Source organism: Ruminiclostridium josui JCM 17888 (assembly GCF_000526495.1).
Taxonomy (GTDB): domain Bacteria; phylum Bacillota; class Clostridia; order Acetivibrionales; family DSM-1351; genus Ruminiclostridium; species Ruminiclostridium josui.
On record NZ_JAGE01000001.1, the window covers coordinates 89,301 to 101,774 of the forward strand.

Sequence of the window (12,474 nt, forward strand, 5' to 3'; positions counted from 1 at the left end):
ACAACCTCCATATTAAATTATATAGAATTAGTAATTAGAAATTTTTAAAAATAAAAAGAAACGTTAAGAATTAAAAGTTGATATAGACCACAAAAACGTCTTATAAAAGACGTTTTTGTGGTCTATGATAAGATTTAAATCACTCTTTTTGCACCAATAAAAGTTCCCCGATATTCAGATAAACTCTGAATAAGCACTTTTCCATTGGAAGTTGATGCATGAATAAATTGGTTATTACCTAAGTAAATACCTACATGGTCTATATCGCCAGTCGATTTTCTGGAAGAAGCATCAAAGAACAATAAATCACCAGCTCTTAAAGCTGTCTTAGAAACTTTTGTACCATTTGAGTACATACTTGATGCTGAACTGTTAAGGCTAATACCAAAATTCTTGTATACGTAGCCAACATAGCCAGAGCAATCAAAGCCGCTTGGGCTCTTCCCACCATAAACATACTTTACACCAATAAACTTTTTTGCATATGCAATTATCCTGCCAACTAGAGAATCATCCTCATCGCTGACAATAGTTGCAGCTTCCGTAGAACGGGAAGTTTTTGTTGAATTCGCTGCTGAAGAAACAAATTCTTTTGAAACGTATCCAACCTTTGAACCTACTTTAACCTTGTGCCATCCAGTAAGTGTATCCAGTATTTGTACTTCTGTTCCTTTTTTTAGAGAACTAATTACTTTACTACTTGTACTGGCACTTTCTCTGAAATTGACACCATTAGCATTAATACTTCCTTTTGTGGTTACAACTTTTATGTAGTCATCAATTACCCAACCAGTCTTTCCATCAAAAGAAATCTTGTACCAACCGCTAGACTTATCAAGCACTGAAACTCTCTTATTAGAAAGTTTAGTGATGATACTTGCAGAAGTATTGGGCTCTTTTCTTACATTGACGTTAGTACCGCTAATCTGGGCTGACTGCGAAGCAGCCATAGCAGCAGAACATACCAACACAAGCGAAAAGGCAAAAATACAACCGACAAGTACCTTGGTAATCTTACCTGTCATTGGCCCCTCCTATAGTAGCGCTTCCGAAGTTAGCTGACGGGCTCGGGCAATAGGACCTCCCTACCATTCAATAAAATAAAGAATGGATTAACCCCAAATCTTGGTTCCTCCGTACCTCTTTCGAGGATTCAGCTTGTTAATTTCGTTATTATTATATTTAATTTATTACAGTTTGTCAAACTTTCAGTAATATTACAGCAATTTTTTGGTAATATTTTTGTAATATTAATGATTTTTTACACTTTCTTCCACATGATCAGGGCATGATCAGTTATTTTGTGTAAATCATAAGTTGAGTCAAATTCATATTCGGAATAACCACATTTCTCCCAAAATTTTACACCAGACATATTATTTTTGCTTACCGAAAGGCAAATAGTATTTACATTGTATGAATTCTTAAAATAATTCTCCAGAGTACTAACAACTTTTTTACCATAACCTTTAGATTGGTAGGGCAAATCAATAGCTATTGAATTTATCCAAAGTATATTTTCCTCTACATTTAAAGCACCTTTAACCAGACCTATAGATTTGCTGCTACATAAAGAATCCTTCTTTTCAAGGAAAATATCTAAAAAGAACACATTATTTTGAGATATAAACTTAAAAAGCTGACTGGAAAATACATCAAAGCTTATAAAATTATTAACTCCCGTTGCATATTTGAAACTATCTGTATTTTTGTATATTGAATATATATTTTCAATACTTTCATATTTAATATTTTTTATACGCAAATCATCACACAATATATCTATCTTTAGCATATTACCATATCCTTACTAAGCAAAAGGTACTGTATATTGAATTATACCAAACAATTCAGCATAAAGACCAATTTAAAATAGGAAATATTTGACATCTGTTACAAATAACTATATTTTAATTATATAAGCACATAAACATTTTACAAAAGACAGAGAGGATTAAAAAATGAGTAAGACATTTAACCCGCAACTATTTGAATGTTCATTCATAACTCTTAAATTGTTATTGGAAGTGTTTAAAAAAAATTTGATAGATATAACTGATTTCAAGAGCAATTCTGAGCTTAAAATCAGTTATATCCAAAGTAACCTTAAGCATATACAATCTGAAAGAAGATCATCAATTGAGTGTGTAATTCATGAATGTATGGAAATTAATCGTAGTTACTAATTTAAACTGTAAAATTGCAAAATTAAGTCATCTAATCTTTCACTAATCCTAAGAATGTCGTGTTCTGCCCATGGTTCGTTGTCCAACAAATCATAGAGCTGCTGCTTAAGACACTCGACTTCTTTGTTAAGTGTATAAATGTTTGTTTGCATTATGTAACCCCACTTCTTTTCTTTGGTAAAATACATAATTATTTTACCATTATTTTGTATTCTAGTAAATACATATCCTAAAATTTGTAAGTTCACATTCGTTGATTTTTTTGCAAAAAACAGTTTACTTTTTAAACTTTCAGTAGTATATTAAAATAAAATAGTTTGAAATTCAAATTAAGTGAGGAATGTGAATCATGAACCCAGAAACAGAAAATAGTTTACTTATTGTGGATGAACTATTTAGGAAACTTTTTGATAAGTACAATAAACTTGAAAGTAAGAAATTTTTTAGCAAAACACTTGATGATCTTACTGTTATTGAAATCAATACAATAGTTGTTATAGGCCACGGTGAAGAAGATAAGAAAATGTCCGAGATTGCCAATACTCTAGGGGTAACCTTTGGAACTCCAACTGTAACTGTTGACAGACTTATAAAAAAAGGTTATGTCATAAGAAGGCGTGATAATGAAGACAGAAGACGAGTTTTTATTTCTCTTTCTGAAACCGGGAAGGATGTTTTTAAATCAATCACTACAATTAGGAATATACTTGCTGAAAAAATATACGGTATCCTTAGTGAAGACGACAGAAAAGCACTGATTAATATACTTTCATCACTTAATTCACACTTTGATGATATTTTTTCTTTTAAAAGTAAGTAGTTTTTTTGTCGAAATGCTTTGAATTTCAAATTATTTAAAATTACAACATTCGAGGTGGTGAAGTAAAAATAAAACAAACATCTATCCAGAGAAACAAGGAGGTAAAAATGATGCAAACATTAAAAAAGTACAAGAAATTTGCCGTGATCATCGCAGTTATACTAATTCCATTGGTCTACAGTTTCTTCTATCTTGATGCTTTTTGGGATCCATACAGCAAACTTGACAAACTTCCTGTAGCCGTGGTAAATCAGGATAACGGAGCAACTATCGGCGGTGAAAACAGAAATCTGGGAAAAGAAATTACTGACAAACTAAAAACCGATAAAAATCTTAATTGGGTTATAACGTCGGAATCCGATGCAAAAGACGGTATAGAGAGCAAAAAGTATTACGCAATGATTACTATACCTGGTGATTTCTCCAATAATATTTCTTCAGTAGCAGACAGTGAGAAGACTCAAGGTAATCTGATATATACTGTGAATGAAAAGGGAAATTATTTGGCAAGTCAGGTACTGAGTAGGGTCACATTAGAATTTAAGGACAGCATCTCCAAATCTGTTTCAGAAGAAATTGTAGGAACCCTTTTAGATCAAATAAAGGACCTTCCTAATAGCCTTAAAGAACTTGATGATGGCTTAAAGGAAATAAAAAGCGGTGCTGAATTACTCTATGACAGCAATGGTAAAATTGCAGACGGTCAAAAGAAATTTAACGATGGTGTCAATAAGCTGAACAACGGACTTGCAGATGCCAATACCGGTTCAAATACTCTGGCACAAGGTTCAAAACAGCTTAGCGACGGTGCTGAACTGTTCTACAAGAGTTTATCCGGCGGTTCCGATAAAATAACTAGTTTGGTTAACGGTTCAAATACTTTTATGTCAGGCCTGTCAAATCTGAACTCAGGTTTAAATCAGTTGAATTCAGGCATTACTAGTGCTGCTCCAGAGATACTTCAACTGACTAAAGGAAGCTCTGATTTGAACACCGGAGTACAGTCCTATACATCAGGTGTTGATAAGTATATTGAATCAGTAAATAAGGTTTCTCAGGCTCAATCTTCTTTGGCAGACTCTATACAAAAGTATGTAGCGAGTCATCCTGAAGCTATGACAGACCCAAATTTCAAAGCTGTAATCGCTACTCTGGAAGCCTCAAAGTCTGTTCCCGAACAATTAAAAGCTGCCGGAGAACAATTATCTTCTTCCGGGAAACAGCTTGCTGAAGGTTCTGGAAAAGTTGCAGGTGGAGTTTCCCAATTAGCTGCACAATTAGGCTCTGTAACAGAAGGTATTAATAAACTTGCTGCAGGATCAAATGAATTAAATAAATCATATCCTATGATTAACAAAGGTATCATTGATACTGCTTCCAGCATTAAAACTGCCTCCGATAAATCCAAAGAACTTGCTTTAGGTGCTTCATCGGTTAATGATGGAGTTGCAAAACTTTCAAATGGTATTTCAACCCTGGCAGCCGGCAGCAAAGAATTATCTAAGAATTCTGGGGCGTTACTTGACGGTGAAACAAAGATTCAGGACGGTTTAGGCAAACTTAAGGATGGAATAACTGAAGCTAGTACTGGTGTGTCCTCTTCCCTTCTAAAAGCTGACGATAAATTAAACGGTACAGAAGGGCTGAAGGAATATGCGGCAGAACCTGTTAAAATAACAGAAAAGAAGGTTTACAGTGTTCCTGATTATGGTACTGCCTTTACACCTTATTTTGTATCACTTTCTCTTTGGGTTGGTGCATTGCTGATGTTCTTTGGAATTTATCTGGATGAGGAAGTAAGATTCCGCAAGTCCTGTTCCGAGTCTAAAGGCATCATGAGATTTTTGGCATATACTTTCATAGGCATTGCTCAAGCACTTGTATTAGACTTTGTAATAGTAAAAGGTTTACACTTGGAAGTTGCCAATATGGGGCTTTTTGTACTGACTAGTGTAATAATATCATTGTCATTTACGTCGATTATGAGATTTTTACTGGTACAGTTAAGAGATGTAGGCAAGTTCCTTGCAATTCTTCTTTTAATATTACAGCTTACTTCCTGCGGAGGAACCTTCCCTATGGAACTTGTTCCAAAATTCTTCAATGTGCTTAATCCGTTTATGCCAATGACATATTCAGTTGATGCATTAAGAGAAGTAATTTCAGGTATCAATAATGGATTCCTGGCACAAAACCTAATTGTTTTAGTTGCCATAATGACAGGTTTCCTTATATTGAACCTTGTAGTATCTAAGCTAAGATTTGGAAGCATTTCTTCCGATTCTGACGATTTCGTTAAAATATCAGAAGGAGCTTCTGCATAATCAAAATTAATTTCCAACATTTCGCAAACTGGCATAGTATTAAGCTGTGCCAGTTTTTTATTGGAAGCATATATTTACTGTTTTTCTAGCAAAATATCTTTAAAGGTATTTCACATTATAGCACAGTCATAATCTGGCAGACGGAGGTATAAAAAATGAGAAACAGAAGAATAGACGATGATTCTCTTTTAACCGTTTTTGAACGAATAATAAATAGTTTTCCAATAAGATTTCAAAGTAAAACAAGGGAGAATTCTTATGATGACAGTGAATTGTCTGAGGAAGATATCGAAAAATTTAGATAATTTTTATCTTTACTAGCCTGTAAATGAGCATAAATTGTATCAAAGGCAGCTTGGTTGAAGCTATTTGCAGATGAACATGGATATTTTACCGCCCTCCTGTACCATGTAGGGATTAGCAAAACACAGAATCATGGACGATGAATGTGAGCGACGGTAAAATATCCTACTATTTTTAAACAGCCCCTTTCCCTCATTTAATTAAATTATATTCTCACCTGACTTGACAAATATGTATTCTATTTTATATTCTTTTCTTATGTGAAAATAATATTCGTTTTAGTGATAAATCGTTTAATTTTATTTGAGGTGATTATATGTCATGGAAAATTGAAACCAAATGTCTTCAGGAAGGGTACAAACCTGAAAACGGTCAACCACGTGTGCTTCCTATCTACCAAAGTACCACCTACAAATATGACTCAACCGAACATGTTGCAAAGCTTTTTGACTTATCTGTTCCGGGTCATATGTATTCTAGGATTAGCAATCCTACAGTGGAATGTGTTGAAAACAAGATTGCTGCTTTAGAGGGCGGTATTGGTGCTCTATGTACTTCTTCCGGACAAGCGGCCTCATTAGTATCCATTCTCAATATATGTGAAGCAGGAGATCATTTTGTATGCTCCAGCACTATTTACGGAGGAACAATTAATCTTTTCGGTGCCAGCTTGAAAAAACATGGTATAAGTGTAACTTTTGTTGATCAAGACAGCTCTGAAGAAGAGATTCAAAAGGCTTTTCAGCCTAATACCAAAGCTCTGTTTGGTGAATCAATTGCTAACCCTAAAATAAGTGTACTTGATATAGAAAAGTTTGCAAGAATAGCTCATAAAAACAACGTTCCTCTTATAGTTGACAATACCTTTGCAACACCTATTTTATTGAGACCTATAGAATATGGTGCCGATATTGTAGTGCATTCCACCAGTAAATACATGGATGGACATGCTGTATGCATTGGCGGAGTCATCGTTGATTCGGGTAACTTTAACTGGGATAATGGTAAGTTCCCGGGTTTAACAGAACCTGATGCTACTTATCATGGTATGGTTTATACAAGAGACTGCGGTAAAGCTGCATATATAACCAAAGCAAGAGTACAGCTTATCAGAGATTATGGCTGTTACATGTCTGCAAATAATGCGTTTTTACTGAATCTTGGACTTGAAACCCTTCACTTGAGAATTGAACGTCACTGTCAGAACGCTGAAAAAGTTGCAGAATATCTTTCTACCAGTGATAAGGTGTTATCTGTAAGCTATCCTGCTCTTGAAAACGATGCATATCACTCACTTGCAAAAAAATATCTTCCAAAGGGCTGCAGCGGAGTTGTGTCCTTCAGAATTAAGGGTGGCAGAGAAGGTGCAGTTAAGTTTATGGATAAGTTAAAGCTTGCAACCATAGTAGTTCACGTGGCTGATTGCAGAACAGCTGTACTGCACCCTGCCAGTTCTACACACAGACAGTTGAGTGATGAGCAACTTGTACAGGCTGGAATTGACCCTGGACTTATTCGTTTTTCCGTAGGTATCGAAAATGTGGATGATATAATAGCGGACATAAAACAAGCTTTAGAAGATTAATACTTTTATGGAATTATATAGACATAAAATGCCAGCCAATATTTTAATGAGGTGGTTATTGTGCACTTTACATTTGATGAATTAGATAAGCAAATCCTTGAAATAATACAGGCAGACCCCGTAATTTCAAACAAAGACCTTGCAGAAAAGGTTGGACTCTCTCCTTCTGCATGTCTTAGCCGAACAAAAAGATTAAAGGAAATAGGTGTTATAAAAAAGTTTGCAGCAATTATGGATGAAAAAAAGCTTGGATATGAAGTAATAGCGTTTACTTTTGTTAACCTTTCACCCCATAACAGGGATATAACAAATGCCTTCATATCAAAAATTAATGAAACACCTCAGATACTTGAATGCTATAACATTTCAGGGAGCTGGGATTACCTTATTAAGATTGCTGCCCACAATCTAGCTGATTGCCGTGACTTTCTTATTGATACTCTCCTTTCATTTCCGGGGGTAAATAAAATTGAAACCAGCATGGTTCTAAGTACTGACAAACAGAGTTTCTGCCTGCCGGTAGATTCAATGGACCAAAAACAGAGCTAGTTTGTCAGCCTGTAAAATGGTATACTAAAATATGATTTTAAAAATAAGTTGCAAGCATTGCAGCTTTATTTTTTACAGATTGCGTTTGATTAAAATATGCATGTCAGGAGCTTTAAAAATGCCATTTGATGGAATAGTAACAAAATGTATAGTCAGTGAACTAAATGATTTACTTTCAGGAGGCAGAATTGATAAAGTATTTCAGCCTGAGAACGATGAGATAGTTTTGTTGATACGTTCAAAAGGTCAGAATTACAGACTTGTTGCAAGTGCAAATGCAAGTAATCCAAGACTTCATTTGACTACCTTACAAAAGGAAAATCCTTCTACTCCCCCTGTTTTTTGTATGCTTATGAGGAAACATGTTGCAGGCGGAAGGCTTTTGGATATAAGCTTCCATGATTATGAGCGTGTTATTACATTAAATATAGAGTCAGTTAATGAGCTTGGAGACCTTACAGTAAAAAAGCTTGTTGTAGAAATCATGGGTAAGCACAGTAATATAATCCTACTTAATAGCGAAAATAAAATAATTGATTCTGTTAAGCATGTTGACAGTGATATAAGCAGTTTTAGAGAAGTCATGCCTGCCAGAATTTACATTCTACCACCTGCACAAAACAAGGAGCTTCCTGAGAATATAGAAGTTGATAATATTTTTTTCGAAGAGAATATGGAAAGGGCAAAGCATCCGGAAGGTTTACTCTTAAATACTATTAAGGGATTTAGTCCTTATACCTGCCGAGACATATGTGCTGCTGCAGGGGTTCAACCAAAAACTCCTTTAAATGAGCTGAATGACTCTGATAAAGAAAAAATTAAGGCTGCCCTTGTAAATTATATTGACAAAATAAAAAGCAGCAATTTCTCACCCTGTATTATTTATGAAGATAAAAGTTTGTTAAAACCAATTGACTTTTATTGTTTTAAGCCTTCAAAGGAGGTTTTCTACAAAAGCTATGACCTTTTGTCCACAGCCCTAGATGAATACTACATGCTGCGAGACACCAATGAGCGTCTTGGACAGAAAATGGGTGATGTTTTAAAGGTTGTTAAAAACGGTATTGAACGATGCCAGAAAAAGGCCTCAATGTTTGATGAAAAACTCAAGGAAGTATCAGACAGAGATAAACTTCAGCTATATGGAGAGCTGATTACTGCAAATATTTACTGCATCCCTGAAGGTGCAAAATCAGTGAAAGTACTGAATTATTACAGTGATAATGAAGAATATATTGATATTCCACTTAACGAGCATAAATCTGCTCAGGATAACGCTCAAAAATATTTCAAGCAATATTCAAAGGCAAAAAGTACTCATTTAAATGTGACCAAACAACTTGAGGAAACCTTGTCAGAGCTTGAATACCTTCAAAGTGTTCTGGCAATGCTTGAAAATTGCAGTTCAAGACAGGAAATCGATGAAATAAGGCAAGAGTTAATTGACCAAGGTTACATTAGAAAGTCATTGAAAAATGCCAGAAAAAAGCAAGATAAGCCGTCTTCCCCTCTGGAATTTGTATCAAGTGACGGATTTCAGATTTTAGTGGGTAAAAACAATAAGCAAAACGACTTGCTTACGCTAAAGACAGCAGCTTCCAATGATTTATGGCTTCATACAAAAAACATACCTGGTTCACACGTTATTATCAGAACTGAGCGCAGAAATGTTCCGGATTCAACATTGTTGGAAGCAGCAACTCTTGCAGCATATCACAGCAGTGCGAAAATGTCTTACAATGTTCCTGTAGATTATACCACTGTCAAAAATGTAAAAAAACCATCCGGTGCTAAACCGGGAATGGTTATATATGAGAATTTTAAAACTATTAATGTTACACCTGAAGAAGAAATAATAACAAAAATAATTAATAATAAAAATAATTTGGCTAAGTAGGATTGGAGGGCTCATTTAAAATGATATCAAAAAAGATAAGCAATAATCTGGCTAATTCATCAATGATACGAGCAATGTTTGAGGAAGGTGAAAAATTAAGAAAAATTTATGGTGCGGACAAAGTTTATGACTTTTCCTTAGGTAATCCTGATCCGGAGCCTCCTGCTGAGGTTAAATCTGCTCTCAGGGAACTTGCAGGCTCCCACGAGCTAAAAATGCATGCCTACATGAACAATGCAGGATATCCTGAGGTAAGGGAAACTATTGCTCAGAAAATAAACAGCGAAACAGGTCTAAATCTAAGTTTTAACAATATTGTTATGACTGTTGGTGCAGGTGGTGCTTTAAATGTCGTTCTTAAAACACTTCTTAACCCAGGTGAAGAAGTAATTGTATTTGCACCTTTTTTCGTAGAGTATACTTCATATATTGATAATCATGGAGGAAAAACAGTAATAATTAATACTGATTTCAAAACCTTCCTTCCTGACCCGGAGGTTTTAAAGTCAAAAATAACTCCTAATACTAAGGCAATTATTATAAATACCCCTAACAATCCTACAGGTGTTGTTTACGGAAGAGACACTTTAAACAGTATTGCTAAAGTTTTAGAGGATAAGAGCAAGGAGTACGGAAATACTATTTATCTTATATCTGACGAACCCTACAGGAAACTTGCTTATGATGTGGAAGTTCCTAATATTTTAACCATTTATAAAAATGCCATAATGATTGACTGTTTTAGTAAATCATTATCACTTCCCGGCGAACGTATGGGATATATCGCTACAAATCCTGAAGCCGACGACATAGATACCATTATGAATGGCCTTATTTACTGCAACAGAGTACTAGGTTTTGTTAACGCCCCTGCTCTGTTCCAGAAAGTTATTGCAAAATCTATTAATTCATCAGTTGACATAAACATCTATAAAGAAAGAAGAGATTTATTGTACAACAGTCTTACAGAATTCGGTTATGAATGTGTTAAGCCTGATGGAGCTTTTTATCTGTTTCCGAAAGCATTAATTCCTGACGATGTTGAATTTAAAAATCGAGCTGTAAAATATAATCTGCTTATTGTACCTGGTTCAGGGTTTGGCGCTCCGGGCTATTTCAGACTTGCATACTGCGTAAGTCTTGAAACAATTAAAAATTCTCTGCCTGCTTTTGAAGCTCTTGCAAAAGTGTTTAGATAATTTTTTTAACTGGTCTTGTAAAAAACCCGAAAAATTTGCTTTTACGCAGATTTTCGGGTTTCTATATTTTCTAAATTTTAGTTATTTTCATTATAATCCAATCCCCATGTTATTCCATACTTATCCCTTACTACAGCGTGATACGCTCCCCAAAAGGTTTTCTGAAGTTCATATTCTATCTTTCCTTCCTTAATAAGTTCTGCATATACCTTCTCTATTTCCTCTTTCGAATCCATTCCAAGTATCATTTGAATATTGGAGCCTTGTTGTGACTTGGCACCAAAAATATCTGTAAAATACATAACACAATTTTCACCCATATAAATTTCTGAATGCATTACCTTGCCTTCATGTCCTTTGAACAATTCTTGTTTATCTGCAATCTTAACATTTTTAAGTTCTCCGCCAAAAACATTTTTATAGAATTCCATAGCTTCATGACAATTATCTACTGATATATTTGGTATTATACTTTTCATACATTACCTCCTTTTAGTATCCTATGCTTTGTCCACCGAAAATCCATCTCCATATGCTGCCTGACTGAATATATTCTCTGCCTCTATCAGTGGTATTCCCTCAATAGTAATATTTTCAATATCACTTTCTCCAATTTTTTTATTACTACATTCAAATAGGTATCGTATTGCCTGAGGCCTAAAACCCATAAGCCGCGCTGCCACAGTATCTGTTGCTACCGGATCACACCCTGCAACAACCAGTCCTGTATGTCTGGCAATACCCTTTGTAGGACCTGTTCCTATCATTGCCGGACTTGCACTTACTATTGACAAATCAATAGGTATTTGCTCAGCCATTGCTGATATGAAGCCATGAAGCTCTTTATGGATTCCGGTGTTTTTCTTTGGATGACCATGCTCGTCTGCCGGAGGCCAACCCAATGCTATGTTTTTAATTGCAGCCGATATTGTTGCCTCTTCATGTTGTTTTAGCTGCGTAAAAGAGATGAGTACTGTAACCTCTTCCAAAAGCTTGTTTATATTAGTGGAAGGTACTACTGAATGGTTAAGATTTATACGTATAAATGGTCCATGGTTAAGGTCAATAAATTCTACCCCTTCATTTCTTATTACTTCTCCAAACCCGACATTGTTCATTACATCAGCTGTCTCTCCATCTGCCGTACCTGTTGCAACTACAATTCTTTTGGGTTCTCTTTGCTTTATTAAGGATATAATTCGTCTTAAACTGTCCTGTCCTACAACTACTCCTGAATCAGGACTTTTTTTATTATTTACCCAGTTAGGAGTAATAACAACAACATCCTCTTTACCAATTGCAGGCAAAACCTGAAGGAGTTCAATAGCTTCTTTTATAGCAATAGCCTCATTAGTATTCCTTGTAATAGCTACTGTTGAGTTTTTCCATCGTCTGTCTTTTCTCATATTGCCTCCATACTACAGCGGTTTATCCTATTTATTCTTTATATACAAAATGACCATTGGGATTATTGTACCAAATACGGCAACTACGATTGTACTAAAGCCTCCAAGTCTGTTTTTCCGTTTTATCTGGCTAATTCCAAAAGTAAATGTATAATATCCGCTTAAAAGCATTAAAAACATTAATATATATATCATATCTTTAACT

The 12,474-nt window shown here is 35.0% G+C and carries 14 protein-coding genes and 1 riboswitch; of the genes, 8 read left to right on the plus strand and 6 right to left on the minus strand.

Translation table 11 applies throughout. From position 1 onward, the window contains the following. Positions 1–134 precede the first annotated feature (134 nt). Positions 135–1,025 carry a C40 family peptidase gene (locus tag K412_RS0100425; RefSeq protein WP_024831271.1) on the minus strand — a complete coding sequence of 297 codons (891 nt, stop codon included), beginning with the start codon at positions 1,023–1,025 and terminating at the stop codon, positions 135–137. Between the two features lie 4 nt (positions 1,026–1,029). Further along, positions 1,030–1,169, minus strand: a riboswitch (cyclic di-AMP (ydaO/yuaA leader). 92 nt (positions 1,170–1,261) lie between these two features. Continuing rightward, positions 1,262–1,795, minus strand: a complete 534-nt coding sequence (locus K412_RS0100430) for a GNAT family N-acetyltransferase (protein ID WP_024831272.1) — start codon at positions 1,793–1,795, stop codon at positions 1,262–1,264. Between the two features lie 166 nt (positions 1,796–1,961). Between K412_RS0100430 and K412_RS0100435 the strand changes: the two genes are divergently transcribed. Continuing rightward, positions 1,962–2,186, plus strand: coding sequence for a hypothetical protein (locus tag K412_RS0100435; protein ID WP_024831273.1), 225 nt, complete (start codon positions 1,962–1,964; stop codon positions 2,184–2,186). On the opposite strand, the gene K412_RS0100440 is transcribed toward K412_RS0100435, so the two are convergent. Continuing rightward, complete coding sequence (locus K412_RS0100440; RefSeq protein ID WP_024831274.1) at positions 2,183–2,338, minus strand: aspartyl-phosphate phosphatase Spo0E family protein; 156 nt, start codon at positions 2,336–2,338, stop codon at positions 2,183–2,185. The two genes, K412_RS0100435 and K412_RS0100440, sit on opposite strands and share 4 nt — an antisense overlap. A gap of 197 nt (positions 2,339–2,535) precedes the next feature. Between K412_RS0100440 and K412_RS0100445 the strand changes: the two genes are divergently transcribed. The 7 genes from K412_RS0100445 (at position 2,536) to K412_RS0100475 (ending at position 10,863) form a co-directional block, all read left to right on the plus strand. Then, a complete protein-coding gene (locus tag K412_RS0100445; protein WP_024831275.1) occupies positions 2,536–3,006 on the plus strand; it encodes a MarR family winged helix-turn-helix transcriptional regulator in 471 nt (156 codons plus the stop codon). A 107-nt stretch (positions 3,007–3,113) separates the two neighbouring features. Next, positions 3,114–5,330, plus strand: coding sequence for a YhgE/Pip domain-containing protein (locus tag K412_RS0100450; protein WP_242835494.1), 2,217 nt, complete (start codon positions 3,114–3,116; stop codon positions 5,328–5,330). 155 nt (positions 5,331–5,485) lie between these two features. Beyond that, complete coding sequence (locus K412_RS22445; RefSeq protein WP_173585619.1) at positions 5,486–5,635, plus strand: hypothetical protein; 150 nt, start codon at positions 5,486–5,488, stop codon at positions 5,633–5,635. Between the two features lie 314 nt (positions 5,636–5,949). Next, the gene (locus K412_RS0100460; RefSeq protein WP_024831277.1) at positions 5,950–7,218 is read left to right on the plus strand and encodes an O-acetylhomoserine aminocarboxypropyltransferase/cysteine synthase family protein; all 1,269 of its coding nucleotides are present in this window, start codon (positions 5,950–5,952) and stop codon (positions 7,216–7,218) included. A 60-nt stretch (positions 7,219–7,278) separates the two neighbouring features. Beyond that, a complete protein-coding gene (locus K412_RS0100465) occupies positions 7,279–7,767 on the plus strand; it encodes an Lrp/AsnC family transcriptional regulator (RefSeq protein WP_024831278.1) in 489 nt (162 codons plus the stop codon). A 118-nt stretch (positions 7,768–7,885) separates the two neighbouring features. Continuing rightward, positions 7,886–9,664 (plus strand): Rqc2 family fibronectin-binding protein, encoded by a 1,779-nt coding sequence (locus tag K412_RS0100470; RefSeq protein ID WP_024831279.1) that lies wholly within the window; start codon positions 7,886–7,888, stop codon positions 9,662–9,664. 20 nt (positions 9,665–9,684) lie between these two features. After that, positions 9,685–10,863, plus strand: a complete 1,179-nt coding sequence (locus tag K412_RS0100475; RefSeq protein ID WP_024831280.1) for a pyridoxal phosphate-dependent aminotransferase — start codon at positions 9,685–9,687, stop codon at positions 10,861–10,863. A gap of 77 nt (positions 10,864–10,940) precedes the next feature. Here K412_RS0100475 and K412_RS0100480 read toward each other — a convergent pair whose 3' ends face one another. From K412_RS0100480 to K412_RS21590, 3 genes are read right to left on the minus strand one after another with little or no spacing between them, the layout of a single operon-like run. Beyond that, positions 10,941–11,342 carry a VOC family protein gene (locus K412_RS0100480; protein WP_024831281.1) on the minus strand — a complete coding sequence of 134 codons (402 nt, stop codon included), beginning with the start codon at positions 11,340–11,342 and terminating at the stop codon, positions 10,941–10,943. Between the two features lie 21 nt (positions 11,343–11,363). Then, a complete protein-coding gene (locus tag K412_RS0100485) occupies positions 11,364–12,269 on the minus strand; it encodes a DUF362 domain-containing protein (protein ID WP_024831282.1) in 906 nt (301 codons plus the stop codon). A gap of 27 nt (positions 12,270–12,296) precedes the next feature. After that, positions 12,297–12,464, minus strand: coding sequence for a YczI family protein (locus K412_RS21590; protein WP_081741708.1), 168 nt, complete (start codon positions 12,462–12,464; stop codon positions 12,297–12,299). Positions 12,465–12,474: the final 10 nt, after the last annotated feature.

What these genes read in the sequence shown, in the direction of transcription:
- K412_RS0100450 (WP_242835494.1), top strand. Translation starts at nt 3,114, where the DNA reads ATGATGCAAACATTAAAAAAGTACAAGAAATTTGCCGTGATCATCGCA.
- K412_RS21590 (WP_081741708.1), bottom strand. Translation starts at nt 12,464, where the DNA reads ATGATATATATATTAATGTTTTTAATGCTTTTAAGCGGATATTATACA.
- K412_RS0100460 (WP_024831277.1), top strand. Translation starts at nt 5,950, where the DNA reads ATGTCATGGAAAATTGAAACCAAATGTCTTCAGGAAGGGTACAAACCT.
- K412_RS0100435 (WP_024831273.1), top strand. Translation starts at nt 1,962, where the DNA reads ATGAGTAAGACATTTAACCCGCAACTATTTGAATGTTCATTCATAACT.
- K412_RS0100485 (WP_024831282.1), bottom strand. Translation starts at nt 12,269, where the DNA reads ATGAGAAAAGACAGACGATGGAAAAACTCAACAGTAGCTATTACAAGG.
- K412_RS0100470 (WP_024831279.1), top strand. Translation starts at nt 7,886, where the DNA reads ATGCCATTTGATGGAATAGTAACAAAATGTATAGTCAGTGAACTAAAT.
- K412_RS0100475 (WP_024831280.1), top strand. Translation starts at nt 9,685, where the DNA reads ATGATATCAAAAAAGATAAGCAATAATCTGGCTAATTCATCAATGATA.
- K412_RS0100425 (WP_024831271.1), bottom strand. Translation starts at nt 1,025, where the DNA reads ATGACAGGTAAGATTACCAAGGTACTTGTCGGTTGTATTTTTGCCTTT.
- K412_RS0100440 (WP_024831274.1), bottom strand. Translation starts at nt 2,338, where the DNA reads ATGCAAACAAACATTTATACACTTAACAAAGAAGTCGAGTGTCTTAAG.
- K412_RS0100480 (WP_024831281.1), bottom strand. Translation starts at nt 11,342, where the DNA reads ATGAAAAGTATAATACCAAATATATCAGTAGATAATTGTCATGAAGCT.
- K412_RS0100445 (WP_024831275.1), top strand. Translation starts at nt 2,536, where the DNA reads ATGAACCCAGAAACAGAAAATAGTTTACTTATTGTGGATGAACTATTT.
- K412_RS22445 (WP_173585619.1), top strand. Translation starts at nt 5,486, where the DNA reads ATGAGAAACAGAAGAATAGACGATGATTCTCTTTTAACCGTTTTTGAA.
- K412_RS0100430 (WP_024831272.1), bottom strand. Translation starts at nt 1,795, where the DNA reads ATGCTAAAGATAGATATATTGTGTGATGATTTGCGTATAAAAAATATT.